Origin of the sequence: Caballeronia sp. DA-9 (assembly GCF_051615025.1) — a bacterium.
GTDB classification, from domain to species: Bacteria; Pseudomonadota; Gammaproteobacteria; order Burkholderiales; family Burkholderiaceae; genus Caballeronia; species Caballeronia sordidicola.
On sequence record NZ_CP195131.1, the window covers coordinates 959,558 to 985,298 of the forward strand.

A 25,741-nucleotide genomic window follows, 5' to 3' on the forward strand; every position below is an offset into this window, starting at 1 on the left:
CTTTTCACCTGTCGCGCGAAAACCGGCTCATGCGCGTGAGCGTCGCGTCCTGGAACACGACATGATGCGCGAGCGCTGCGAAGGCGTGCAACCCGATCAGCCAATAGGCCGCGTTGCCTATCAGGAAATGGGCATCGTGAAGGAATCGATGGGCAACCGGGTCCTTTGAAAACCACTGGATATGCCATCCGGTCCCGGCCAGCGTCACAGCGTTGCCGCCAGTGTTGACCATTGCAATGCCAAGCAAGGGCTGCACGAAAATAAGCAAATAAAGCGCGAGATGCACAAGGCGCGCCATGAAAAGCTGCACGGGCGAGTGTGCGAGTTCAGCAGGCGCGCCGTGCCAGAGTTTCCACAGCAACCGCATTATCGACAAAGCCAGGATCAGCGATCCAGCCCATATATGAACGCTGTTCCAGAAGAGCCGGCTATCGGTCCCTCTCGGACCTCGAATGTTAATGGCGAAAAGCCCAACCAGAATGAGCACTGCCGTAGCCCAATGGAAGAACATCGCAGGCTTCGAATAGGAAGAAGCGTGCTCGGATGACTGCATGGATTCACACCTTTTAATGAGTAGCGGGACGGCCGCGTGCCCACACGCTGCATGAGCGGCCAGACCATAAACGTCCCTGCCCTGCGCATTATTCCGGAGAGATGTCAGCCCGGAATTGGTTTTTTGTAATGGAATATGTTGACGCGAAATTAAATAGCGGCTTTTAATAAAATTGTCATCCGACAGCAGATGAACGCCCATTTTTTTAATATGGTTTCCTGATCAATTTGGTGAGATGGCCTTGGTTTATGCGCCTCGCAAACGATCAAGCGCCACACCGGCGCCGTCCCCGCACTCGACGATTCCGTAATCGCTTCGTCAGGTTTCTTGACGCCTGACTACGTGGACACCCAATCCGCAGAGTCAAAGACCCTCCTGTCTGACGGCTTAGCTTGACCAGAAATATAGAGTTCAATATAAATGCAAACGCGAATCGGTTGCATTCATTTATTTTCAATGAAAGACGAAAGTAAGAATCAGCTCAAGCCTTAAGTCCGGCCGGTTCACATTGCGCTCGCTACTTAAATCGGGGATGTTCATGGGTCGTAGTAAAGGTGCGGGCAAGCGTTCGTTGCTCCACAAAAATATCTTGCTCGCTCACGCGGTGTTGGCGATCGGCATGGCTGGGTCGATGATCAATCCCGCAAAAGCGGACGACTCAAACGACGCCGCACCGGCAACCGCGAAAGACGAGACGCAGCAGCTCGCGCCGGTTCAGGTCACAGGCAAGAAAGACCAGGGGTTTGCGCCGGTATCGGTTGAAACGGGCCCGTATCGCGGGCTCGATGCGCTCGATGTTCCCGCCACGGTCAACGTCGTTACGCGCGAAGTCATGGACGCCCAGGGCGACACTGGTTTGTACGATGCGCTGCGCAACGTAGCCGGCGTCTCACGGCAACAATTGAGCGGCCTTGCATACGACAATCTTTCGATTCGCGGCATACCGCTCGATAACCGTGCGAGCTATTACTTCAACGGCGTATTGCCCATCGATAACAACATCTGGATGCCGATGGAAGACAAGGAGCGCGTCGAAGTCTTGAAAGGGGCCTCTGCGCTGTACTATGGTTTCGCGGCGCCTGCGGGCATCGTGAACATGGTGACCAAACGTGCGGGCACGGAGCCCGTGACGAGCGTATCGGCACTTGGCGATTCGCATGGGTCGGTCGGCGCGGCGGTGGATATATCCCGGCGCTTCGGCACGAACGACCAGTTTGGCGTTCGCGTGAATGCAATGGACGAACACGTCGATACCCCTATCGACGGCGATCATGGTTATCGCAAGTTCGTCAGCGCCGCGCTCGACTGGAAGGTGAACAGCAAGCTCAAGCTTCAATACGACCTGGAGCACATCGAGACAAGCATTGTCGAGCAGGCCGGCATTACGCCGCTTGCCGCGAAAAACGGCGTGATCTCGCTGCCGGGACTGCCCGATCCAACCAAGCTGCTGGTCAGCGGCGACAAACCCACGAAGGCGAGCGCCACCACGCAGTTGCTGCGTGCAGACTACGCGATCTCCGATAACTGGTCCGCAAACTTCAGCCTCGGCCAGTCGATCACGCGGCGAGACAGATGGGCATGGGTGTTCCAGAAGTACAACGTCGCGACCGGTGCAGGCACGCTGCAGGCAAGCCAGCAAAACGGCCAGATGTATGAAAACAAGATTGTCCGGCTGGAAGTGAACGGCGACGTGAAGACGGGTTCGATCCACCACGACATTACCTTGGGCGTCTCGCAAGACTGGCTTTATCAGCCCGATTTCACGACGAACTTCTTCACCGCCGCCCAGAACATCTACGATCCGATCGATATAACCAAGTTGACGCCCAGCGGTACACCTAAGCAATTTTTTGCGCAGCATGTGCGCAATAGCGGCGCGTACATGTACGACCGGATCGACTTGACACCGAAATGGCAATTTGTCGCCGGCGTGCGCAGATCCGAATACATGACCTCGCAAGCGGGCACGCCGAGTTCGGATATCAGCCATACGTCGCCATCGGGCAGCATGATCTACAAGCTGACGCCCGCCGCCAGCGTGTATGCAAGCTACGTTGAAGCGCTTGAGTCCGCCGGCAGCGCGCCCGTGACAGCAAGCAACGCCAACCAGATCCTGCCCGCCGCCGTCAGCAAGCAGGAAGAAGTCGGCGTGCGCACACGTTTCGCCAACAACACGCTTGTATCGGTTGCGCTGTTCAACATCAAGCAGGCCTCCGCCGATACCAACGCCGACAACCTCTTTGTGCTCGACGGCAACGCGCGCTATCGCGGCGTGGAGTTTTCGGTTCAGGGAGATCTCACGCGGGATCTCTCGTTTATCGGCTCGGCGACCTATATAGACGCCAAGCAAATTGATTCCAGCGATCCCACGTTGCTGGGTAAAACGCCGGAAAACACCCCCCACGTGACCACGAGTCTTTTCGCTGAGTATCGAGTGCCGCTTGTCGCGGGCCTGTCGTTCAACGCCGGCATGTATTACATCGGGCCACGTCCGGTGAATAGCGCGGATCAGGCTTATATTGGCGGCTACACGCTTTACACCGCAGGCGCGCGTTACGCGACGCGCATTTTTGGAAAACGCGTGTCGCTTCAGGCCAATCTCGAGAACGCGACAAACAAGCGCTACTGGAGCGCAACGGGTTCAAGTCAGATTGGCGAAGGGCTGTCGCGCACGCTCGAACTGAGTTCGACCATCGAGTTCTGAGGCGCTCGGCGGCAAAGGGAAACGGGGCCGAGGCGCAAATCACCGCACGTGGAAACGATCGAAGCAATGCTCGGTTCCGCTGCGTTGCAACGCTCCTTATGATCGGAGTTGCGTGCAACGAATCGGCCGGCTCTATCGCAAGATAATCCGCGTTACATGAGAAATACGTCGCACCGGGCCGCCTCTTCCCGATATCCCACCTATGCCAAAACGAACTGGACACATGCGCCTCGGCGCTTTTCTCTATCCGTCGGGACACCACATTGCCGCGTGGCGTCATCCTGACAGTCAGGCGGATGCCGGCATCAACTTCCAGCATTACGTCCGGCTTGCGCAGGCCGCTGAGGCGGCAAAGTTCGATCTGGTATTTCTCGCCGACGGAGTCGGCACGCGCGGAGACAATCTCGACTTTCTCAGCCGCACCGCGCACAGCTACATTGCGCAGTTCGAGCCGATCACCTTGCTGTCGGCGCTTGCGGCCGTAACCAGCCGGATTGGTTTCGTCGCAACGGCATCGACCAGCTTCAACGAGCCCTATCACGTCGCAAGGAAGTTCGCGTCGCTCGACCATATCAGCGGCGGCCGGGCGGGCTGGAACCTGGTGACGTCGTCGAGCGAACATGAAGCCAAAAACTTCAATCGCGATACGCATTTCGATCATGCCGAGCGTTATGGGCGCGCGGACGAATTCGCGACGGTGGTCCGGGCTCTGTGGGACAGCTGGGAAGACGACGCCTTTTTACGCGACAAGAATTCGGGCCGCTTTTTCGACCCGGACAAGCGCCACGTGCTCGATCACAAGGGCCGGTTCTTCCAGGTCAAGGGACCGCTCAACGTCGCGCGCTCTCCGCAAGGACATCCGGTTCTCGTGCAGGCCGGCTCTTCCGAGGCCGGCCGCGCGCTTGCTGCGCGCACGGCGGAAGTGATCTTCACTGCCCAGCAGACCCTTCAGGATGCGACCGGCTTCTATGCGGATGTCAAAGGCCGCCTCTCCGTCAACGGCCGTCATCCCGACGACCTCAAGATCATGCCGGGCGTGTTTCCGATTGTCGGACGCACGCGAGCCGAAGCGCAGGAAAAGTTCGAAGAACTGCAATCGTTGATCGACCCCGTGGTCGGACTTGCCCTTGTATCGGGTCTTACCGGCGGTATCGATCTTTCGGGATATCCGCTTGATGGCCCCATTCCGGAATTGCCCGAAACCAATGCGAGCAAGAGCCGTCAGGCATTGACCATCGAACTTGCGAGACGCGAGGACCTGACCATCCGGCAACTTTATCTGCGCGTAGCCGGTGCACGTGGGCACTGGCAACTCGTGGGCACCGGTCAAGACATCGCCGACCAACTCGAGGAGCGCTTCGTCAACCACGGCGCGGACGGCTATAACGTGATGCCACCGACGCTGCCCGGTGGATTGACCGACTTTATCGAGCTGGTGTTGCCGGAGTTGCGCCGGCGTGGATTGTTTCGCACGGAATACGAGGGCCAAACGTTGCGGGAGAATCTCGGACTGGCGCGGCCGGTCAATCGCTATCAAACCGAGCGGCAGGCAGTGCTGGAGAATTAACGCTCCCGACGAGCCCTTTGGCGCGCTCGACGCAACGGTTTTGGGAAAGCGAACGCATCAGCATGATTCCGGTAACGCAGATGCTGACCAGTCGCTTCAGTTCTCAGTTCAGTTCGACTGCCGCGGCTGCATCGACCGGCGATCCTTCGATTGCTACGGAAGCACGGCCGTCCGGTCCAAGCGGAATATCGCCAACAAGCGTTGTCCGGTACAACTGCCTGTCGAATTCAAGATCGAAGATATCCGAAGGTGCAAGATGCGCGGTTGACCGGTTGTCCCAGAACGCGACGCTGCCCTTTTCCCATTTGAAGCGCACCGTGAACTCCGGACGCGTCACGTGCTCCCAGAGCAATTCGAGAAGCGCCTGGCTTTCGCGCGGGGTCAGGCCAACAATGCTCTTGAGAAAGCTCGGGCTGACATAAAGCGCCCTCTCGCCCGTTTCCGGATGCACACGCACGAGCGGATGTTCACTCACCAGCGAGCGCTCTTTCACTGCCTGTTCGAACGCGTCCGTTGCTCTTGCGCCAACCGGCGCCGTGAACCGATGAATCCCGCGCAAGCCATCGATGAAACCGCGCAGCGGCGCCGATAATTTTTCATAGGCCACGACGAGATTCGTCCATTGCGTATCGCCGCCATACGGCGGAATTGTCACACCTCGAAGGATCGATGCAAACGGCGGATTGACGGCGGCGGTGACGTCCGTATGCCAGCCTGTCCAAGGCCGCAATAACGGCTGCCCTTCAAAACGCGTCGCCTTTCGAAACTTGGAGATGGAGTAGATCTCGCGATGACCTTCCACATGGCCGAAGACCGGATGTCCAAGGGTCGGCTTGCCAAACTGCGCGGAAAACGCCACATGCTGCTCGTGGGTCAGGAATTGCTCGCGAAAGAACACAACGCGCCACTTCAGTAGCGCAGCGCGAATTGCGGCGACGTGTTCGGCGGCAAGTGGCCGGGTCAGATCCACACCGTGAATCTCCGCGCCTATATGAGCGGATAGCGGAACTACCTTGATGCCGTTCGTATTTATTGCCAGCGCTGCGCTCATCGCGTTTCTCCTTTGATGGGAATCTGCCTCGAACACTCGGCCTGCGAATTCTCCAATAAAAGTTTCGATCATTGCTGCATCAAAACACGCGCCCTTCGGTCAGATGAGTCGTGTCGCCGTTCAACTGGTAATCGCCAATCACACGTGCCTTGTGTAGCAGTGGGTTATGGCTGAAAAGCGTTCGCAGGTTGCGCCAATGTCGATCGAAGTTATGTACGCGGGAAGTCGCCGATGCGCCGCCCGCCTCGAACAGACGTTCTCCCGCGTGCAGCGCGAGTTTGCTGACCACGATCTGCGTCTTCGCCGTGGCGAGCGCGCCTTGCAGCACGAGCGCCTCGGCGTTGTCGCTGTGATTGCGAATGGCATCGGCTGAACGATCGAGCACGCGAGCGTTCTGCTGTACCAGCGCATCGATTGCGTGACTGTGAGCCGCCAGATCGCCCACCACTTGCTGGATGAAGTGATCCGTACGTGCTGATTCGGCTGGACTGTGCAGCACGGGGCGCCCGTGCTTGATCACGTAATGTTCGGCGTCCGCGACCACATTGCGCACGATGCCGGCTGCGGTCGCGACCAGATGCAGTTGCCGGAGTGCGCCGCCGTGTCTGCCGGCAAGCGTGGTAGAGCCGCGTTGCATGACTTCGTGCGCGAAGACCTGTACGTTTTCGAGGACCAGGCTACCGCTGGCTGTCATTCGCTGGCCCATGCCGTCCCAGTCGTCGAGAATGTGCACGCCCTCCCGGTTGACGGGAATGATGATGCTGACGGATTCGTTCTCTTCGTTTTGGAGGTTGATGCGTGCAAAGTCTGAGAACGCGGTTCCAGTCGAATAATATTTTTTGCCGCTCACGCGAAAGTGGTCGCCGTCGTGGCGCAATACGGTACCGATTTCGCCGGGGCGCGACGTACCGCGCTCGGTTGAGGCGCCGCCGAAGATTGCGCCTTCCAGTACGCGGCGGATTTGTTTGTCGTTGAATTCCGATCTTGGCGAGATCAATAGCGACTCGGTCATGTCGAAGTGAATACGCAATGCGTGCGCGACATTGGACTCTTTTGCGGCGAGTGTGGCGATCACTTCGAACAAGTCTTGCAGTGAGCCGCCGAGGCCGCCCCATTCCGCTGGAATACGCAACAAGCCGAGGCCGGATTTTCTGAACTTGGTGAAGCCGTCGAATGGTAGTTCGCGCCGTGATTCGCGCGCGGCGCTGTCTTTGCCGATCTCGTTTGCCAGTGCTGCCAGGTTGGCCAATGCGGCATGGAGCCGAGATGTCGAGGCGGCTGCCTGCACTGATGTCATGCGTTCATTCCTTGAGTGATGTGCGCCAGGCGCAGACGGCGGGAGCAGGAAACTTGTCTTGAAGCATCAAAGTATAGAGATGCTATTCAAGGTTCAAAACGACTGATTCCGGATAATGTTATCGACGCGCCTGGATTGGACGGCGCGTCGGGTGCTAAGAGTGCAACCCTCAAAATTTTGGCGATTGGTACGCTAAGCATTTGAACTAGCCCGAGACCGCTGGTGGCGAAGCGTGTGGATGCAGGAATACGGAAGCGAAGGGTTTCAGGTGCCGGTGGTTATGGCGGCAACGGTTCTACTTAAGGACCAAAAACGTCAAGACTGCACGCTGGGGACACTTAAGAATTGGCGGTTGAAAGGCGTTTTCTTTGCTTCGTTTCTTTGTCGCCGAAGGACCAAGAAATGAAGTCCCGCCACGGACAGTGGCTAACAGTGCTAAAAATATCAACGAACAACGAACGCGCGAAGACCCAAAGAGCAGCAACTCCAAACGCCCAAAACTACTCCGGCGACGCAACAACAGTCCCGCCCCTCGCTTGCGCACGAAGCCCAACAACTCCCTGACGCCTCATCAAAACCCGACTAGCGAAAGCATCAAGCGCCGTACACAAGACGAGATAAAGAGCCCCGACAAACAAAAAGACTTGCACTGGATAGATCATCAACCGGCTATTGACCTGATTCGCGAGAAACGCGAGCTCCGGCACCCCGACGATATACGCCAACGACGTATCCTTAACAAGCGACACCCACTGATTAACAAACGACGGCGCCATGATCCGAACCGCTTGCGGCAGCAACACGTACCGCATGGATTGCCAGCGTGTGAGCCCAAGCGACAATCCAGCCTGAGCCTGCCCGTCCCCCACAGCGACAATGCCTGCATGAACCGAATGCGACAGATACGCGCCGCCGATCAGCGCAAGCGCCGCGACCACCGTCGCGAGGCCCGGCACATCGACGTGAAGCAAGACCGGCAATAGAAAGAAGGTCCAGAAAATCAGCATTAATACGGGTATGGCGCGAAAGAACCCGATCAACGCGAGCAGGATCGTATGGATCACGCCACGCGTCATGGCAAGTCCAATACCGCCTGCCAGCCCGAGCGCAGCCGACAACACGGCCGAAATCGCGGCCATCACGAGCGTCAAAGACGCCCCGCCCAGCGGCCCGTTTGGAAAAGAGCCCACAAGCAAATATGGCACGTTCGCGAGAATGGCGGAGAAGGCGTCGCTCATCGGCGCACCACGCCGCGCGCACCGCTGCGCTGAATTACGATAAGCGCCACTTCCAGCATGGCGATAGTCAATATATAAAGCACGGTCGCGGCGCCAAATGCCTGAAACGTCTTGAAGGTTTCGGTATCGACCTGACGAGATGAATACGACAGCTCCGCCAATCCGATCGCCATGGTCAGCGACGAATTCTTCACGATATTCATGTACTGCCCGAACAATGGCGGCGTTGCGATCCTGACCGCTTGCGGCAGGATCACAAGGAAGAACGCGGCGAGCGGAGTCAGTCCAAGGGCCGCTGCCGCATTATGCTGCCCGGATGGAACGCCTGATAATCCGGATCGAAACTCCTCGCCAATGAACGTGGTCGAATAGCAGGTCAGGCCGATCCATCCCGCCACGAATTCGAACGACGGCCAATGCAATCTGAGGCCGCCTATATCTGCAACATGGGGCGTATTCAGCCAAGTCATGGTCGCGTCGGGCAGCAGAGTTGCCACGCCAAAATACCAGAACAGCAACTGCACGATCAGTGGCGAATTGCGAAACACCAGGACATAAAGCGCGGCGACACGGCGCAAAGGCGCCGCACGCGAAGTGCGGGCAAGCGCCAGCAAGCAACCGCAACCGGTCGCCGCGACGATCACCAGCACCGACAACCCAAGCGTCATGCCGAAGCCCTGAATCAGCCATGTCAGGTATTTGGGCGCGAGCCATCCGTTCATCGGAATCATCAGCTAGCTACACACGAATGGAAAGTTTACATGGCACGCCCGGTTCGACCGTTTGCGGTCGAACCGGGCTTCGTCAGACGCGCCGCGATCAGCTCTTTTGCGGATCACCGATCTTGAACAAACGTGGCAACGGTGCGGCGCTTTTCGGCCCGAACCACTGATCATAAATGTGACCGGCCGAACCATTTGCTTCAAGACCCTTGAGCGTGTCATTGACAAAGCTCAGCAGGCGCGGCTCACCCTTAGGAACGCCCACGCCTTCATAGTCGTTCGATATGGTGAAGGCCGGAATTTCGTACTTGTCGCGGTCCGGTACGTTGGCAAGCAAGCCCACGAGCTTCGGGCCGTCCTGCGTGATCGCCTGCACATTGCCCGTTCGAAGCGCGGCAAATGCGAAAGGTGTGTCGTCGTATGCCACGATGGTCGCGCGCGGGAACTGGGTGCGGACCTGTTGCTCGTTCGTGGTTCCCTTGTCGGCGCCGATGCGCAGATCGTTCAATTGCTCCGGCGACTTGAGCGTGCCTTTCTTGGCGATGAACTGCGTGCCCGAGGCGAAGTACGGCGTGCTGAAATCGACTTCCTTCTTGCGTTCATCGGTGATGGTGAAGTTGGCGAACACCAGATCCACTTTCTTCGATGTCAGGAACGCAATGCGGTTGGCAGGATTGGTCGGCTGGATCTCGAGTTTGACGCCAAGCTTGTCGGCGACGGCCTTGGCGTAGTCCACGTCGAGTCCGACAATCTTGTTGGTCTTCGGATCAACGAAACCGAATGGCGGGTTGCTGTCGAAGGTAGCGACGCGAAGCACGCCGGATTTCTTGATGTCGTCGAGGCGGTCAGCGTGCGCGACGCTCGATATCAATAGCAATGACCCCGTCAGAGCCGCGGTGAGAAGTTTGATTTTCATTATGGTTTGATCTGCGGAAATTGTTTGGGCGAGAAATGCGGTGCAGCGCGTGGGATGCACGCCGTCAATTTAGCAGCGCGTCGGGCTTGTGCGAACCATCGATTCGTGGGGTGCTAAGCGGCGGTTGGAATAATCGAATTGGGGTTCGTTCGCACTTGGGGGTTAGGGGGTAGTTTGTGTTGGGGTTGTTGCTGTTCAGGTCTTCGCGCGGTTTGTTTTAGCTGTCATTTTTTGCACTGTTAGCCACTGTCCGTGGCGGGACTTCATTTCTTTTTCCAACGGCGAAAAAGAAACGAAGCAAAGAAAACGCCTTTCAACCGCTAATTCTTAAGTGGACCAAGCGTGCAGTTTCATCTGCTTGGGACTTCAAAAGAACCGTTGTCGCCATAACTACCAACACTTGAAACCCTCCCCCTCCGTATCCCTACATCCACACGCTTCGCCACCAGTGTTCTCGGGCTAGTCCACGCGCGCCCAACCCGTTCTCTTCCCCTCATTCAAATGCGGCGTCAATCGGAATCCGGTATCCCACAGCAAGCCTGTTGGTCTCGTTCGCCATTCCAACCACTGCCATCAATTCGCCAAACATTTCGTCCGTCATGCCCGCACGGCGCGCCGCCGCCGAATGACTCGCCACGCAATAACCACAGTTATTCGTCACACTCACCGCCACATACAACAACTCCTTGATCAGCGGATCAAGCGCACCCGGCGCCATGACATCTTTCACGCTGTCCCACGTACGCGCCAGCGTAGGAGGATGCTGCGCCACGAACTTCCAGAAATTATTGACGTCCGGCACGCCCCGCTTCTCCTTTATGTCATCGTAAACAGCCCTTACTTCAGGCGAAGCCTCAGCATATTCAACAGGTTTCATCTGGCTCATCAATCCTCCGATAATAAGAAAATGCTTTGACGAATTTTCCAGGTAACGCTCGACTAATATATACAAAACAAACAACTCTGGATAAAATGTCCAGCGTGAAAGACTCCTCGCGCAAACGTCCTCCGCCCAACTCCGAGCAGGAATCGCTCGTCGAGCAAATCAAGCAGATCGCCCAAGGACTCGGCGCAACCTTCGCACCCTTTTGTGAAATCGTCGTGCACGACCTGCGAACGCCCGAACACTCCATTCTTGCCATTCACAATAATCTCTCTGGCAGAGAAGTTGGTGATCCTGCAACGGAACTCGGGCTTGCGCGCATCGCGGACAAAAATTATCCCCAGGTGCTCGCCAATTACACCAACCAGTTTGCCGATGGCCGGCGCGCGAAGAGCACATCAGTCGGCATAAAGGACTCAAAGGGGCATTATATTGCTGCGCTCTGCCTGAACATCGACGTTACGCTGTTTCGCGGCATACAGGACATCCTGAACCAGTTTTGCAGCGCAAACGGCGCGGCCATAAAAGAGTCGCTCGATCCGGCGAATGCGGAAACAATACGAGAGCGGATCGACCAGTTCGCAATCGGGCTTGCTACCACGCCGCAGTCGCTCAAGACAGAACAACGGCGCACCTTGATGCAGGAACTCAAGGAAGCCGGATACCTCGAAGTGCGCCGGTCCATGGAGATCATCGCGCAGCATCTGGGCGTGTCGCGGGCCACGGTATATAACGACACGAAATGAAATGCAGGTATTTTTTCCGGCCGGTCCATAACCCGTTGAGTGAACCTTTCCTATGAATACACTGACCCTTCCCACTTTCGATGACGTTCTCGCCGCCGCGGCGCGCATCGAGGGTTATGCACATAGAACACCGGTCTTCACGTCGAAGATGGTCAATGAAGAACTTGGCGCCGAAGTCTTCTTCAAGTGCGAAAACCTGCAGCGAATGGGCGCATTCAAGTTTCGCGGCGCATTCAACGCGTTATCCAGATTCGACGAACACCAGCGGCGCGCAGGCGTGGTCGCTTTCTCGTCCGGCAATCACGCGCAGGCCATCGCATTGGCCGCAAAGCTGCTCGGCATGCCCGCCACAATCGTCATGCCGCACGACGCCCCGGCTGCAAAAGTCGTAGCCACCAAGGGTTATGGTGGCAACGTCGTGATCTATGACCGCTACAAGGAAGACCGCGAGCAGATCGGGCGCGAACTTGCCGGCAAACACGGCCTGACGCTTATTCCGCCCTACGATCATCCTGACGTCATCGCCGGACAGGGCACCGCCGCCAAGGAACTCTTCGAGGAAACCGGTCCGCTCGACGCCCTTTTCGCGCCCCTCGGCGGTGGCGGACTGATCTCCGGTTCGGCGCTCGCCACGCGCGCGTTGTCGCCGGATTGCGCGGTGTATGCAGTCGAGCCCGAAGCGGGAAACGACGGGCAGCAGTCGTTCCGCTCGGGTTCCATCGTGCATATCGAAACACCCAAGACCATCGCCGATGGCGCGCAAACCCAGCATCTGGGCAACTACACTTTTCCGGTCATCCGTCGCGACGTGACCGACGTATTGACGGCGAGCGACGCGGAACTCATCGACTGCATGCGTTTCCTTGCGTCCCGCATGAAGCTGATTGTCGAGCCGACCGGTTGCCTTGGTTTCGCGGCGGCAAGACAGATGAAAGCCAGTTTGAAAGGCAAACGCGTTGGCATCGTACTGAGCGGCGGCAATGTCGATCTGGACCGGTTCAGCGAGTTGATGCTGCAACACTAGAACCGTTCTATCATGCCCGCCTGCACACCACGCACCGGCGCGCCCGGATACGCTACGGGCAATCCGGTCACGTTCACGCCTCGCAATACGAACTGCGCGTTGCCGCGGTTTTCCAGATCCGCAGCGGTGAAATAAAGAACCACGGAACGCGACAGCGTGTATTCGAACGCCACGCTGAACTGATCGGCGTTGTTGCCCTGGCCGCTGCGATCGCGCGCATGAGCGAATCCCAGCGACGCGCGAGCCTGGGTCGATAAATCCCACGAAGCAGATATCGACACGCCGTCGTCGTGATAACGCGGACTGCCGCCGTCGCCGTTGAAGATGGCTGCGTATGCGTGCACCGGCCCGAACAGATACGAGACGCCCGCGAAATTGGCGCGCAAGCCGGCGTCGCCATGCGTTTGCTGCCGGGCATACGAGAGGCGCAACTTGTCGAGCGAATAGTTCGCCGTCACGTAGTAACCGCCTATGCCATTGCCGTCGCCCGGATCGCGCAATGCGTACATGCCAGTGACATCGAAACCGGCAATGGTTGGCGAGATCCACGTGAACGCGTTGTCCGTGTAGGGCGTGATCTTCGAAAGATTGTTCAGGCCCGAGCCGATCGTGCCCGCGCCGAATGCGTCGAGTCCGCCCTTGAACGGTATGTAGAGCGGCGAGTATTGGCGGCCGAAGCGCGTCTGCCCCCAGGGCGCGTCAAAGCCGACCCAGGCTTGCCGGTTGAAAATGCTGCCCGGCGTGTCGAGACTGCCGTTGGTCGAACCAAAGCCATTCTCCAGGTCGAAGATCACGCTGGTTCCTGCGCCTATCGGTTCGTTTCCTCGCAACCCGACGCGCGATCCCCGGTAAGCACCGGAGTCCATGCGCGGGGTCCAGCCGTTGCCCGGATTGGTGACTTCTACGCTTGTATCGATCGTGCCGTAAAGCGTGACCGTGCCCTGCGCATGCACCGCGCCGGCAGCCGCGAGAACGAGCGGCACGCACGACAGCCCGGGTTTGAAGATGCGCAAGCAGCGAGCCGCCGCGTGGTGCCGGGGACAAAGGTTCATCGTGGTCGAAACGGGTCCGTGGCGTGGAATGCGCAACTTTAACAGCCGTGCCACGACAACCAAAAAGCAGTCGCCGCGCTCAAGCTGCGTGAACGTCGCCCGGCATTCGCAGATGAAGCGCCTCGGTTGCATCGTCCGCTGGAAACATGGATTCGATCCGCAGTTCCTCGGCGGCGACCGTTTGCGGCGTGCCAACGGTCGTGACCATGGAAAAGTAATTGAGCGTTGTACCGTCTTTCATGAAACTGATGGGGATGACGGGCATAGTGCGCGTGGCCGGTCCTGCATTGAGCATGTCGGGCGATTCCCAGCCGCTTTTCGCTCCGGGATAGGCAAGCAGATCGGCTAGCAGCTCACGGGTCTTTTCATCGACAACCCGCCCGACCGATTCGCGATGCACACGCTGGATCAGGCTCTTCGCCACCGCGTCCCAGTTCGCGATGAACGGCCGCATGCCGTTTGGATCGAACATCAGGTGCAACATGTTGCGCGGGCTCTTGCGCGCGTTCAGATCGATGAAACCGTTAAAGAAGCGCGGCGCAGCGTCGTTGGGCAAAAGCACATTCCAGTAGCGGTCCATGACGACCGCCGGAAACGGCTCGTGCTGTTTCAACATGCGCGCGAGCGCACGCGTGACGCTCTGCATCTCGTCAGCGTCCCACGCGCCTTCCGAATAAATGGGCGCGAAGCCCGCCGCAAGCAACAACGTGTTGCGCTCCCGAAGCGGAATGTCGAGCGCCTGTGCAAGGTTGATAACTGTCTGGCGGCTCGGCGCGCTCCGGCCGCTTTCAATGAAACTCACATGCCGCTGCGATACCCCGGCATCGAGCGACAGATCGAACTGGCTCCTGCCGCGCGTGCTTCGCCATTGGCGCAGCAGCGTGCCAAGTTCGGTAACGGGTTTCGTGGTGCGAGGCGAGGGCTTCATCGGAGATTCGTTCAATGCGAGACTCGGTTGAAAAGCTCGGTTAGCAAGAATACGTCCAAACCCACTGGGCATCTCGCGCATGACCCCGCGCGAGCGGGATCATGCGTGTGCTCCAGGGTTTATGCAGGAACCCAGGCCTGAGCCTTGAAGCGATCCTCGACCGGCGTGCCCGCCATGTTGGTTGTTGTTGCAGCCATGGTCGACACGCCAATGCTCGTGATCACCTCGAAGATCTGAAGCGGAGAATATCCAGCCGATGTAAACCGCTCGATGTCCTCCTCACTTACATTGCCCCGCTTCTTGATCAGCGCCTGGCTCATGCCCGAAAGCGCCGCGTATTTCGGATCGGCCGGCAATTTCCCGGCGCGAATGGCGTTGACATCGGCCTCGTCCATGCCGTCTTCGAGCGCAAAGGTGGAGTGGGCCGCGACCGTCCACGGACACTTGATGGTGACTGCGTTCGTCAGCAGCAAGGTCTGTTTCTCGCACTCGTCCAGACTTCCGCCGTGAAAACTTCCGAAGCTGCCTGCAAAGCCATTGAGCAAGACCGGGTTGGCGGCCATTGTCGCCATGACGTTCGGCAGGAAGCCGAATTTCTTGACGAGGGCCGCGAGTGTCGGCCTGGATTGTTCGGGTGCCGATTCAACTGTATGAAGAGAAAAATGATGCATTGCCAACTCCTTTGAGAGATGTAAAAACGACCGCCTTTGCGCTCTGATGCTCCGCGCCGCGCCAGGCGATGACTCTCATCTTAGGGAGCGCCCGAATATGTTCAATTACCTCCGATGTAATAAGGCAGCGGTTATCGGCGATGCCGCCGCACGCTTGTCAGCGAGAGCGTTGATCTACATCAACGGATGAACGTGGCGGGCTCATAGACTTTTTTGCAGGCACCGCCTACCGAACCGATGGCAGCGCGAAGCCCTCGGCTCACTCACCAACGGAGTTCTTCCGATGAGCTATACAAGCATCCTGGTCCAGCTCGACACGAGCTCACGTTCCCCGGCACGCCTGAGTTTTGCGTTGCGGCTTGCCCGGCAATATGGCGCACATCTCACGGGCGCGCTGTCGTGCTTCACGCCGGACCCGCGCACGTTCTACGTCATGGCAGGATATTCCGAGTACTACGAGGACCATCGCACTCTCCGCCAGGAACGCCATAACGCGCTTGAACAGGCCTTTCACGCGGAACTGGGAAATGCGGGTGTTACGGGAAGCTGGGTCGAAAGTACCGGCGATCCGACCAGTGACGTGGTACGCCTCGCCCGATGTGTGGATCTCGTCATTGCCGGCCAGGAAGATCCGAACGATCCGGAGTCGTTTATCGCCGATCACTTTCCGGAAACCCTCGTGATGGAAGCAGGCAGGCCGGTGCTCTTCTATCCGTACGCAGGCGAATTCGATACATTCGGCGCAAACGCACTGGTTGCGTGGAACGGCAGCCGCGAGGCCGTGCGCGCGGTGCATGACGCGTTACCGCTGCTGAAACGCGCCACGCGGACCACCGTGGTGACGGTCGACGAGCCCCGCGACACGACACGCGGCAACCGTATTCCCGGCGCCGACATTGCACTCGTCCTCGCCCGGCATAACGTCAAAGCGGACGTGGTCCAGCTTGACCGGATCGACCGGGCAGAGAACACGCCAGCCGGGCGACTGTTGCTTTCGCAGGCATCGCAACTGGGCGCGGATCTGATCGTGATGGGCGCTTACGGTCATTCCCGCTGGCAGGAACTGGTCATGGGCGGCGCCACGCGCAGCATGTTCCAGTCAATGACCGTGCCTGTACTGATGTCGCATTGATTACAGGAACAATACCCATGTATAAGCGAATTCTCGCGCCAGTCGATGGCAGCGAAACGTCCGCGCGCGCCCTTGACGCCGCGATCGAACTGGCGCGCGAGCACAACGCGGAGTTAAGACCGGTCTATGTGGTCGATGTCCCGCCGCTGTCATATTCCAGCGCGGCGTTCGATCCCGTGCCGGTGCGCGCCGCTTTCGTCGAGGAAGGCAAGCACGTGCTGGCCGATGCCGCCGCGAAGATGCGCCGCGGGGGCATTGAAGACAGCAAGGGCTCGACCAGCCTGATTGAAGTCGAGCCGCTTCGCGACGACATCGCGCAGCGCATCGAGCATGCCGCAGTAGATTTCGAGGCCGATCTCGTGGTGATGGGCACGCATGGACGGCGCGGCTGGCGGCGGCTCGTCCTCGGCAGCGTCGCCGAGCACTTCGTGCGCATTTCGACGCGGCCGGTGCTGCTGATCCCGCATGATTCGCCGCCGCAAAAGGAACCGGACGTCACGGGGGCAACACCGTGAGCTACAAGACCGTCCTTGTACATATAGATGACAGCCGGCGCAGTCGCACGCGGGTCGACTTCGCTGTCGATCTCGCCCTCAAGCACAATGCGCATCTGATCGGCTTGTACGTGGTCTGCCAGGACGCGCTGCGGCCCTTCCTGAACGTGGAAGAAAGCCTCAACCTCGCGGTCCAGGAGGCACAGGCGAGAGCGCGCCTTGAACGGGCGCACGACCATTTTCTCTCGGCGACCCGCCTGTCCGGTTGCACATCGGAATGGCGCGCACCCATCGGGCCGCCCGCCGATACCGCGATCCTCCACGCGCGCCACGCCGATGTGATCGTCCTTGGCCAGCCGGATCCGGCAGACCCGGCTGCGTACATTGGCAAGCATTTCCCCGAAGACCTCGTGATGAGCTGCGGGCGGCCGGCAATCCTGCTTCCGTATGCCGGCCGCATCGAACGTTTTGGCGAGACAGCGCTCATTGCGTGGGACGGCAGCCGGGCTGCGGCACGCGCGGTAGCGGACGCCCTTCCCGTTCTCCGGCTTGCGCATTCAGTGCAGATCGTGACCATCGAGCAGCCTCGCGCCACGAGCGATGAAAGCGCCAGAACGCCGGAGCGCGCCGGACACGCGCTCGCCGCCTACCTCGGGCACCACCGGGTGCGGGCCGGCGTTTTATCGATTCCGCACGTGTGGGGCGTGAGCACGGGCGCGGCCCTGCTCAATGTGCTGGCCGATACCAGCGCGGGACTTTTGGTGCTCGGAGCGTACGGACATGCGCGGTTTCAGGAACGCGTTCTCGGCGGCGTTACCCGAACTTTGTTAAAAAGTATGACCGCAGCCGTGCTAATGTCCCATTAACGAGACATTAACGTCTCATTAATGTCTCGTTAATGTCTAGTTGACGTCTCAAGAACCAGTGTTGCGCGCGTGACTCAGTATCCGTACGCAATTCTTAATGCCCGCTATTTCGCGGGCATCTTTTTTACCGTCCGCGAGCCCCGTTCGGACGGGAAAACCCGACGCGCGCAACTTTTCCCCGAACGCACTGAAGAAGATTTCCTGCAATGACCCGTGTCCTGTTAGCCGATGACCATGCGCTCGTTCGCGACGGACTGCGCCATATCCTCGACCGCGCAAGCGGCGTGGAGGTGGCGGGCGAAGCCAGCGACGGCGCCACGACCCTCGCAATGATCCGCGACACCACGGCGGACGTGCTCGTCCTCGACCTGTCCATGCCGGGGCGCAACGGCGTTGAACTGCTCAAGCAGATCAAGGACGAAAAACCGGCGCTGCGCGTGCTGGTCCTGACCATGCACGCCGAACAGCAATACGCGGTACGCGCGTTCAGAGCCGGTGCGTCGGGTTATCTGACGAAGGAAAGCGCGAGCGCCGAACTGGTCGCGGCGGTGAACAAGATTGCATCGGGCGGCGTGTACGTGAGCCTGACAATGGCCGAACGGCTTGCGCAAAGTCTGAACGAGCATGGCGACGACCTGCCGCATCATCGTCTTTCGGACCGCGAGTTCGAGGTATTCCGGCGCATCGCGGGCGGCGAAACGATCACGCAGATCGCCCAGGCGCTGTCGGTCAGCGCCAAGACCATCAGCACCTACAAGACCCGGATTCTCGACAAGATGCAGATGCCGCATGACGCAGCGCTGATTCGCTACGCCGTGCGGCACAAGCTCTTCGAAGACGACCACGAAACCTGAGCGCCACAGTCTGGCGTTCACGTTTTTTGTAGTCCATTTCCTACATGAATTCTTGAATCCCTACATTGTCTGACGCCGCTCGCTGATTTTATTTTGAGACAGAGTGGACCATACTTCCTCACTGAGCGTCGGCCGATTCCGGGGTCATCGACTCGCGTCGGCAAGCACCCCATCGATCAGCCGCTGAATCTTCTGCGCGACACACCCGTGGCGCGTACCGATGCGCGCGTTGGACACTGCACCGTATGAATTGCCGCGCAAACGCATTGATGCAAACACCACTCACGGAAGACGTCATGACTTCAGCGACTGCTTGCGCATCTTCAGTTGCGAGCCCGCCACCTTCGGCTCGCACGGCACGTCCGGCCGTTCCCGGCTTTTCGCCAAGTTCCCGCCCCGATACACGTTGCTCCGCCTGTTCGCTGCACGCCATCTGCATGCCGACGCAACTGAGCGAAGCCGAACTTGGCAGGCTCGATGCGATCATCTGCTCGACACGGCTCGTGCGGCGCGGCGAGACGCTGTACCGGACCGGCGACGCGTTCAAGAGCATCTATGCCGTACGCACCGGTTGCTTCAAGACGGTTATTGCGCATCGTGACGGACAGGAGCAGGTGACAGGTTTCCACATTGCGGGCGAGCCGTTGGGTCTCGACGGTGTTTGCTCCGACGAGCAAAACTGCGACGCGGTCGCGCTCGAGGACAGCAAGGTCTGCGTGATCCCCTTCGATCTGCTCGAAGAGCTTTGCCACGACATCAAGGCCATGCAGCAGCACGTGCACCGGATGATGAGCGGCGAGATAGTACGTGAGTCCGGGCTGATGATGATGCTTGGCACCATGACCGCCGAGCAGCGTCTCGCCACGTTCCTCATGAATCTTTCGTCGCGTATGAAAGCACGCGGTTATTCGGCGGCAGAATTCAATCTGCGCATGACCCGCGAGGAGATCGGCAGTTATCTCGGGCTGAAGCTCGAGACCGTGAGCCGGATGTTTTCGAAGCTGCAAAAGCAACGGATCGTGGATACGAACGGCAAGCAGATCCGGATTATCGATAGCGAGCGGCTCGCCGAAGTCTGATCAGCCGCGCGCAGGTCCCGGCCTGCCATGCCGATGGCGGAACACATGCCCCTGAATTACCTGCGCAGCTTCACGCGGCCCGAACGCACCGACCAGAGCAACCGGCGTCTCGGGCGTTGCCTGGCTTTCATAGCCGGCGCGGCGAATGCCGGCGGCTTTATCGCCGTCGGTCAATATACGTCCCACATGTCGGGCGTGGTGTCCGCGCTCGCCGATAACCTGTCGCTTGGCGAAACCGGTCTTGTCGTGGCCGGCCTGAGTTCGCTTCTGGCCTTCATGACCGGGGCCGCCACGTCCGCGATCATGATCAACTGGGGCCGGCGGCGCGGCGCGCAAAGCGAATACGCGTTGCCCTTGCTGCTGGAAGCCGCATTGCTGCTCTTCTTCGGCTTGCTCGGCGCCAACCTGGAACAGGACCGGATCCTGTTCGTGCCGGCGACCGTCGCGCTGCTCTGCTTTGTCATGGGCCTGCAGAACGCGATGATCACCAAAATCTCGAAGGCGGAAATCCGCACCACGCACATGACCGGGCTCGTGACGGATGTGGGTATAGAACTGGGCAAGCTCGTGTACTGGAACGCAACCAAAGATGCGCCCGGCATGAAGGCGGTGAAGGCCGACCGCGCGAAGCTCGCACTGCTGGCGTCGCTGCTCGGGATGTTTTTTATCGGCGGGATTGCGGGCGCGATGGGATTCAAATACGTGGGTTTCGTCGCAACCATTCCACTTTCCGCCATGCTTGTCATGCTGGCGGTCGTGCCGCTGGTCGACGATCTGGTCGGCCAGCGGCGCTGATTGCTTGGGCGCTGATTCAACCCAGCGTGAAACGCTCGCGCGTGCTCACGTAGTCGCTCGCACCGAACCGCCCGACCGGAAAATAATGCTGTAGCCGCACGCGCCATGTTTCAGTATCGATGAGTTCATCGCGTGCGTGCAACCTGTGAACCCGCCCGATGAAGATGTGCCGGCTCGTGGTTTCCAGCGTCTCCCACAAGGTACATTCGAATGCGACAGGTGCCTCTGCGATTCTCGGCGGCGCCACGAACGAGCTTGCAACCGGCGTCAGCCCGACTTTCTCTAGCTCGCTGACATCGGGCGGCAGGCGCTCACCACAGCGATGCATTTTCCCGGCCATCGCCTCGTCGCTCAGATGCACGACAAACTCGCGGCTGCGTGCAATGTTCACGGCCGTGTCCTTGAGCGAGCCGTCATCGAGACGGTTGATGCTGATCATCACAATGGGCGGCTCCTCGCCCATCATGTTGAACATCGAAAACGGCGCGGCGTTGATCGTGCCGGTAGCGCTCAACGTGGTGACCAGCGCGATGGGCCGCGGCACGATCAGGCTCGCCATGAGCTTGTAGCGCTGATATTCCGTAATGGCTTCGAAGTCGATTTCCATGATGGCCCGTTCAGGTTTGAGGCAGCGTGCAAGTGGTTCAGGGTTGAAGCAGACCAAGCAGTTGCCCGAGACTTTGCTCGCCTTGCATGCGTGACGTTTCAATGCGTTCTTCCAGCTCACGAAGATGCGCTTCCATGCGGCTGATTGCGCCGGATGCGTCGCGCGCTTCAATGCAATCGACAATTGCCGTGTGTTCGTCGTGCTCGCATGGCGCGTTGCCCGGCGGCTCGTACACGCCGACAATCAGCGAGCATCGCGATACGAGTTCGCTCAGATAGCGCTGCAGAATCGAATTGCCCGCGAGTTCCGCTATGCGCAAATGGAAGCCGCTGGCAAGCCGTGCCCATGACGGCTGATCGAATCGATGCATTGCTTCGTGTTCGTCGGCAAGCTGGCGGCGCAATACGTCGATATCGCGCGCGCTTGCGCGTTGCACCGCAAGTTCCACCAGGATGCGTTCCAGCGACCGGCGCGCTTCGAAAATCTCGCGCGTCTCCTCAGGCGTTGGCTCGGCAATCACGGCGCCCTTGTTCGGACGCAACGAGACGATACCTTCGTAAGCCAGCCGCTCCAGCACGCGCCGCACGACCGCGCGGCCAACACCGAACAACTGGCACAACTCCGGTTCCGGCAGCTTGGTGCCGGGCGTCAGGCGATGATTGAGCACGCCGTCGAAGATCGCCTGATAGAGGCGTGTGTCGATGTCTTCCTGGGAGGTATCGGGCGTTTGCGCGACTCGAAGCGCGGGTCTGGGTGTCATGTTCGTGCATGAAAAGTGGCATGTTCCGGGCCGGTGAGCCCCGCGCGTTCCATCTCGTCCATATGACGCGCAATCGCGCCGGGCGTCGTCATCCAGACATCGCCATTCGCTCGCGCGGCCGCGATGTGCCGAAGCGCACGCCGCAAATGACGCAACCGGTACGGCTGTCCAACGAGGTAAGGATGCAGCGCGATACCCATCACGAGCGCCTGCTTATGGCGGCTGTTGCTGGCTTGATCGAGCATCTCGTCAAATTGATCGATGATCATGTCCGCAAAAGCGCGTGCGTCGAGCTGACGGCCTATGATCATCGGCAAGTCGTTGAGTTCTTGCGGATACGGGATCGACCATAGTGAACCGGCGCGCGTCGCCATGCGAACCGGGCGGTCATCGTGGCACCAGTTGAGCGTGTAAGCGTAGCCCGTTTCCGCGAGCAAGTCTGGCGTCAGGTGCGACTCTGAAATCCATGGCGAGAGCCAACCCGAAGGTGGCGTCCCCGAATGTGACGCAATGCGCTCGCGGCAGTGAAGCAGTAACGCACGCTCATCGGCTTCGTTCAGGTCGCTCTGGCGTTGCGCGTTCGTATGGCCATGCGCGATGAGTTCGTCGCCTCGCGCGAGACATGCATCAATGACATCGGGGCAATGATCATAGAGCGCCGTGTTGATCAGCGTGCCGCACGGCAGGCCGAGCTGATCGAACAGTTCCATGCAGCGCCATACACCTACGCGGTTTCCATATTCGCGCCAACTGTAGTTGAGCACATCGGGTTGCGGCGAAACGGGGCCAAGCGCCGCGCCCAGTCCTTCGCCAAACGCAAAGTGCTCGATATTGAAGCCAAGATAAACGGCAAGTCCGGTGTCTCCCGGCCATCGAAACGAATCGGTATCGGAAATGGCGCGATACGCAAACCGCTCATGCGTCGCGAGCGGACCGAACGCTGGTCCGTGCGACGCGCCAGCGTGACGAATGATGACCATGTGCGAAAACCCCCGAATACCTCAACACGAAACGTGCTGCGCGTGAACCTTTTTGGTGGATCGCGCACTGTCACGGACTGTCGGCGCACCGTGACCGTGCGGCTTTCGGTCCTGGATCGCCGACAGATCGATTTTGAATCGTGTGCAATTTACACGCCATATCGTCGACATTCAATAGGGGCGATGGTTTGCATGAAACGCCATGCACTACGAACAAAGTGGCATGTGTCTTGCAATTCACGGTGCATCAGCCGGCCGCAGCCCTTGGTGCAGTTATCGATCAGGAAACGCAACGCATGAGTTCGTTCGTGAGTCCGTCCATATGAGTCAGTCCACTTCAGCCGTAGTGAAGACCGAAGCTGCTGACATAGAACTCGTTCACGTGTCGAAGCAATACGGCGACTCGCTCGCGGTCGACGCCATCGACCTGCGCATTCCGGGCGGCCAGTACTGCTGCCTGCTCGGGCCTTCGGGCTGTGGCAAGACATCGACGCTACGGATGATTGCGGGTCACGAATCGATCACCGATGGCGACATCCTCATAGGCCAGCGCAACGTGACGCGCGCACCGCCCGCCACGCGTGGCACCGCAATGGTCTTCCAGAGCTATGCGCTGTTCCCGCATTTGTCCGCACTCGACAACGTCGCGTTCAGCCTCAAGATGCGGGGCGTGGCGAAAGACGCGCGCCGCAAGCGCGCGGGCGAACTGCTCGAACTCGTAGCAATGAGCGCGTTCGCCGAACGCAAGCCATCGCAGTTATCGGGCGGCCAGCAACAACGTGTAGCGCTCGCCCGCGCGCTTCTGAACGAACCGCGTTGCCTGCTCCTGGATGAACCGTTGTCGGCGCTCGACCCGTTCCTGCGCATCCAGATGCGCGCTGAACTCAAGCGCTGGCAGAAGGAACTCGGCATCACTTTCGTGCACGTCACGCACTCGCAAGAAGAAGCGATGGCGCTCGCCGACATGGTCGTGGTGATGAGCCATGGACGCATAGAACAAAGTGGTTCTCCGCATGAAGTCTTTAACCGGCCGCGCACTGAATTCGTCGCGCGTTTCCTCGGCGGCCATAACGTGCTCAGCGCCAACGGACGCGCCTTTACCGTGCGCGCCGATCATCTGCGAATTGCGCCCCACGGCGTGACGCCCGTGCAGCCGACGGCCAGCGACGGCGGGCTTAGCCGTATCGGCGGCATTCCTTGCACGGTCCGCGAGACCGAATATCAGGGCACGCATCTGCGCATGACGCTGGCGCCGCTCGACGGTTCGCCCGAACTCATCTCACTGCTGCCCGATAGCGAATACGACCCGCAGCGTCTTTGCCCCGATGCGCGCGTCGTGGTCTGGTGGAACGAGCACGATGCGCACGCATTGGCGGCATGAAAGATCGAGCGGCGCCGCACCACATGAAAACCGCGCGGGACCTGCGCGAGAACGTCAACCAAGGGAGATTGCAATGAGCGAGCGAAACGAATACCCGTCCGATACTACGGCAAGCGAGCCCGCTGAATCGGGCCTCGGCTCGGGCCACGGCTTGACGCGCCGCAGCTTGCTCAAGGGCGCGGTCGCGGCAGCGGGTATTGCGGGGTTCCCCTTCGTGCACGCGCAGGAAAAGATCACGCTTCGCTATCTCGGCACAGCGGTGAACCAGAGCTCGGATATCGCAAAGAAGTTCCAGGAGGACACGGGCATTCAGATCCAGTACATTCCGGTCACGACCGACGACGTCGCCAAGCGCATCATCACGCAACCGAACTCGTTCGATATTGTCGACACCGAATACTTCTCGCTGAAGAAGCTGATCCCCGCCGGAACACTCGCCGGCATGGACGCGAAGAAAATCAAGCTCGCCGACAAGATCACGCCTGTGCTCACTCGCGGCGAAGTCGACGGCAAGAAAATTGGCGACCAGGGCACCGCACCGAAGAAAGTGATGTTCCTGACGGGCGCGCGCTCGACTCAATTTTCCGCGACACCCACCGAATGGATGACACTGATCCCCACCACCTATAACGCCGACACGCTCGGCATCCGCCCCGACCTGATCAAGCGTCCAATCGCGAGCTGGTCCGAACTGCTCAACCCCGAGTTCAAGGGCAAGGCCGCGCTGCTCAACATACCGGCCATCGGCATCATGGATTCGGCGATGGCTATCGAGGCAATGGGCCACATGAAGTACGGCGACAAGGGCAACATGACCAAGGCCGAGATTGACCAGACCATCAAGATCCTCATCGAGGCGAAGCGCGCGGGTCAGTTCCGGGCCTTCTGGAAAGACTTCAACGAAAGCGTGAACCTGATGGCCTCCGGCGAGGTCGTGATCCAGTCCATGTGGTCGCCAGCCGTGACGAAGGTCCGCACCATGGGCGTTGCCTGCAGGTTCCAGCCGCTGAAGGAGGGGTATCGGTCGTGGGCGTCGGGTTTTGGACTGCCGCGTTCACTGCAGGGCCGCAAGCTCGACGCCGCGTATGAATTCATCAACTGGTTCCAGGACGGCTGGGCAGGCGCCTACCTGATGCGCCAGGGCTATTACCCCGGCGTGCCCGACACCGCCAAGCCCCACATGCAGGCCTACGAATGGGATTACTGGATGGAGGGCAAGCCTGCGGCGCAGGACATCAAGGCGCCCGACGGCCAGTTATTGGAAAAGGCCGGCACCGTGCGCGACGGCGGCTCGTACAACCAGCGTATGGGCGCAATCGCGTGCTGGAATGCGGTGATGGACGAGAACATCTACATGGTCCAGAAATGGAATGAGTTCATCGCGGCCTGAGTTCGCGGGTGCCGGCTTCATGCCTTGCATGAAACCCGCCACATCAGTTCA

25 protein-coding genes are annotated in these 25,741 nt (G+C 59.4%); 12 read left to right on the forward strand and 13 right to left on the reverse strand.

Features of this window, described 5'->3' with window-relative positions:
* Positions 1-4: 4 nt before the first annotated feature.
* Positions 5-553, reverse strand: coding sequence for a cytochrome b (locus ACRWA7_RS04300; RefSeq protein WP_438390208.1), 549 nt, complete (start codon positions 551-553; stop codon positions 5-7).
* A gap of 538 nt (positions 554-1,091) precedes the next feature.
* Between ACRWA7_RS04300 and ACRWA7_RS04305 the strand changes: the two genes are divergently transcribed.
* On the forward strand, positions 1,092-3,257 hold the full coding sequence (locus ACRWA7_RS04305; protein ID WP_438390209.1) for a TonB-dependent siderophore receptor: 2,166 nt from the start codon (positions 1,092-1,094) through the stop codon (positions 3,255-3,257).
* 202 nt (positions 3,258-3,459) lie between these two features.
* A complete protein-coding gene (locus ACRWA7_RS04310; protein WP_438390210.1) occupies positions 3,460-4,824 on the forward strand; it encodes an LLM class flavin-dependent oxidoreductase in 1,365 nt (454 codons plus the stop codon).
* A gap of 103 nt (positions 4,825-4,927) precedes the next feature.
* Here the strand turns inward: ACRWA7_RS04310 and ACRWA7_RS04315 are convergent, their stop codons facing one another.
* The 6 genes from ACRWA7_RS04315 to ACRWA7_RS04340 form a co-directional block, all read right to left on the reverse strand.
* Positions 4,928-5,875 carry a TauD/TfdA dioxygenase family protein gene (locus tag ACRWA7_RS04315; protein ID WP_438390211.1) on the reverse strand — a complete coding sequence of 316 codons (948 nt, stop codon included), beginning with the start codon at positions 5,873-5,875 and terminating at the stop codon, positions 4,928-4,930.
* Between the two features lie 79 nt (positions 5,876-5,954).
* On the reverse strand, positions 5,955-7,172 hold the full coding sequence (locus ACRWA7_RS04320; protein WP_438390212.1) for an acyl-CoA dehydrogenase family protein: 1,218 nt from the start codon (positions 7,170-7,172) through the stop codon (positions 5,955-5,957).
* A gap of 500 nt (positions 7,173-7,672) precedes the next feature.
* Positions 7,673-8,410, reverse strand: a complete 738-nt coding sequence (locus tag ACRWA7_RS04325; RefSeq protein WP_438390213.1) for an amino acid ABC transporter permease — start codon at positions 8,408-8,410, stop codon at positions 7,673-7,675.
* Positions 8,407-9,132 (reverse strand): amino acid ABC transporter permease, encoded by a 726-nt coding sequence (locus ACRWA7_RS04330; protein WP_438391052.1) that lies wholly within the window; start codon positions 9,130-9,132, stop codon positions 8,407-8,409. Before ACRWA7_RS04330 ends, ACRWA7_RS04325 begins: the two co-directional genes overlap by 4 nt.
* A 97-nt stretch (positions 9,133-9,229) precedes the next feature.
* Positions 9,230-10,048: an ABC transporter substrate-binding protein gene (locus ACRWA7_RS04335; protein ID WP_438390214.1), complete on the reverse strand. Its 819-nt coding sequence runs from the start codon at positions 10,046-10,048 to the stop codon at positions 9,230-9,232.
* A gap of 493 nt (positions 10,049-10,541) precedes the next feature.
* Positions 10,542-10,934 (reverse strand): carboxymuconolactone decarboxylase family protein, encoded by a 393-nt coding sequence (locus ACRWA7_RS04340; RefSeq protein WP_438390215.1) that lies wholly within the window; start codon positions 10,932-10,934, stop codon positions 10,542-10,544.
* 95 nt (positions 10,935-11,029) lie between these two features.
* Between ACRWA7_RS04340 and ACRWA7_RS04345 the strand changes: the two genes are divergently transcribed.
* Both ACRWA7_RS04345 and ACRWA7_RS04350 read left to right on the forward strand, forming a co-directional pair.
* Positions 11,030-11,677: a helix-turn-helix transcriptional regulator gene (locus ACRWA7_RS04345; protein WP_438390216.1), complete on the forward strand. Its 648-nt coding sequence runs from the start codon at positions 11,030-11,032 to the stop codon at positions 11,675-11,677.
* 52 nt (positions 11,678-11,729) lie between these two features.
* Positions 11,730-12,701, forward strand: a complete 972-nt coding sequence (locus ACRWA7_RS04350) for a threo-3-hydroxy-L-aspartate ammonia-lyase (RefSeq protein WP_438390217.1) — start codon at positions 11,730-11,732, stop codon at positions 12,699-12,701.
* Here the strand turns inward: ACRWA7_RS04350 and ACRWA7_RS04355 are convergent.
* From ACRWA7_RS04355 to ACRWA7_RS04365, 3 genes are all read right to left on the reverse strand, one after another.
* Entirely contained in the window at positions 12,698-13,753 is a 1,056-nt protein-coding gene (locus tag ACRWA7_RS04355; RefSeq protein ID WP_438390218.1) for a porin, read from the reverse strand. The genes ACRWA7_RS04350 and ACRWA7_RS04355 overlap by 4 nt on opposite strands.
* Positions 13,754-13,832: 79 nt before the next feature.
* Positions 13,833-14,681, reverse strand: a complete 849-nt coding sequence (locus tag ACRWA7_RS04360) for a helix-turn-helix domain-containing protein (protein ID WP_438390219.1) — start codon at positions 14,679-14,681, stop codon at positions 13,833-13,835.
* A gap of 119 nt (positions 14,682-14,800) precedes the next feature.
* On the reverse strand, positions 14,801-15,352 hold the full coding sequence (locus ACRWA7_RS04365; RefSeq protein ID WP_438390220.1) for a carboxymuconolactone decarboxylase family protein: 552 nt from the start codon (positions 15,350-15,352) through the stop codon (positions 14,801-14,803).
* Between the two features lie 283 nt (positions 15,353-15,635).
* Here ACRWA7_RS04365 and ACRWA7_RS04370 point away from each other — a divergent pair, with 283 nt between their 5' ends.
* From ACRWA7_RS04370 to ACRWA7_RS04395, 6 genes are all read left to right on the forward strand, one after another.
* Positions 15,636-16,484 (forward strand): universal stress protein, encoded by an 849-nt coding sequence (locus ACRWA7_RS04370; protein WP_438390221.1) that lies wholly within the window; start codon positions 15,636-15,638, stop codon positions 16,482-16,484.
* Between the two features lie 17 nt (positions 16,485-16,501).
* A complete protein-coding gene (locus ACRWA7_RS04375; protein ID WP_438390222.1) occupies positions 16,502-16,999 on the forward strand; it encodes a universal stress protein in 498 nt (165 codons plus the stop codon).
* The gene (locus ACRWA7_RS04380; RefSeq protein WP_438390223.1) at positions 16,996-17,844 is read left to right on the forward strand and encodes a universal stress protein; all 849 of its coding nucleotides are present in this window, start codon (positions 16,996-16,998) and stop codon (positions 17,842-17,844) included. The genes ACRWA7_RS04375 and ACRWA7_RS04380 overlap by 4 nt, the downstream gene beginning before the upstream one ends.
* A gap of 206 nt (positions 17,845-18,050) precedes the next feature.
* Positions 18,051-18,698, forward strand: a complete 648-nt coding sequence (locus ACRWA7_RS04385) for a response regulator (RefSeq protein WP_438390224.1) — start codon at positions 18,051-18,053, stop codon at positions 18,696-18,698.
* A gap of 296 nt (positions 18,699-18,994) precedes the next feature.
* A complete protein-coding gene (gene fnr / locus ACRWA7_RS04390) occupies positions 18,995-19,777 on the forward strand; it encodes a fumarate/nitrate reduction transcriptional regulator Fnr (protein WP_060857366.1) in 783 nt (260 codons plus the stop codon).
* Between the two features lie 45 nt (positions 19,778-19,822).
* Positions 19,823-20,572 carry a YoaK family protein gene (locus tag ACRWA7_RS04395; RefSeq protein ID WP_060857367.1) on the forward strand — a complete coding sequence of 250 codons (750 nt, stop codon included), beginning with the start codon at positions 19,823-19,825 and terminating at the stop codon, positions 20,570-20,572.
* Between the two features lie 16 nt (positions 20,573-20,588).
* Here the strand turns inward: ACRWA7_RS04395 and ACRWA7_RS04400 are convergent, their stop codons facing one another.
* The 3 genes from ACRWA7_RS04400 to ACRWA7_RS04410 are packed head-to-tail and all read right to left on the reverse strand — an operon-like array spanning position 20,589 to position 22,919.
* Complete coding sequence (locus tag ACRWA7_RS04400) at positions 20,589-21,179, reverse strand: flavin reductase family protein (protein ID WP_060857368.1); 591 nt, start codon at positions 21,177-21,179, stop codon at positions 20,589-20,591.
* A gap of 37 nt (positions 21,180-21,216) precedes the next feature.
* The gene (locus tag ACRWA7_RS04405) at positions 21,217-21,939 is read right to left on the reverse strand and encodes a GntR family transcriptional regulator (RefSeq protein ID WP_438390225.1); all 723 of its coding nucleotides are present in this window, start codon (positions 21,937-21,939) and stop codon (positions 21,217-21,219) included.
* Positions 21,936-22,919 carry a polysaccharide deacetylase family protein gene (locus ACRWA7_RS04410; RefSeq protein ID WP_438390226.1) on the reverse strand — a complete coding sequence of 328 codons (984 nt, stop codon included), beginning with the start codon at positions 22,917-22,919 and terminating at the stop codon, positions 21,936-21,938. Before ACRWA7_RS04410 ends, ACRWA7_RS04405 begins: the two co-directional genes overlap by 4 nt.
* Before the next feature lie 322 nt (positions 22,920-23,241).
* Between ACRWA7_RS04410 and ACRWA7_RS04415 the strand changes: the two genes are divergently transcribed.
* Both ACRWA7_RS04415 and ACRWA7_RS04420 read left to right on the forward strand, forming a co-directional pair.
* A complete protein-coding gene (locus ACRWA7_RS04415) occupies positions 23,242-24,300 on the forward strand; it encodes an ABC transporter ATP-binding protein (RefSeq protein ID WP_438390227.1) in 1,059 nt (352 codons plus the stop codon).
* A gap of 73 nt (positions 24,301-24,373) precedes the next feature.
* Positions 24,374-25,690: an ABC transporter substrate-binding protein gene (locus ACRWA7_RS04420; protein ID WP_438390228.1), complete on the forward strand. Its 1,317-nt coding sequence runs from the start codon at positions 24,374-24,376 to the stop codon at positions 25,688-25,690.
* Positions 25,691-25,741: the final 51 nt, after the last annotated feature.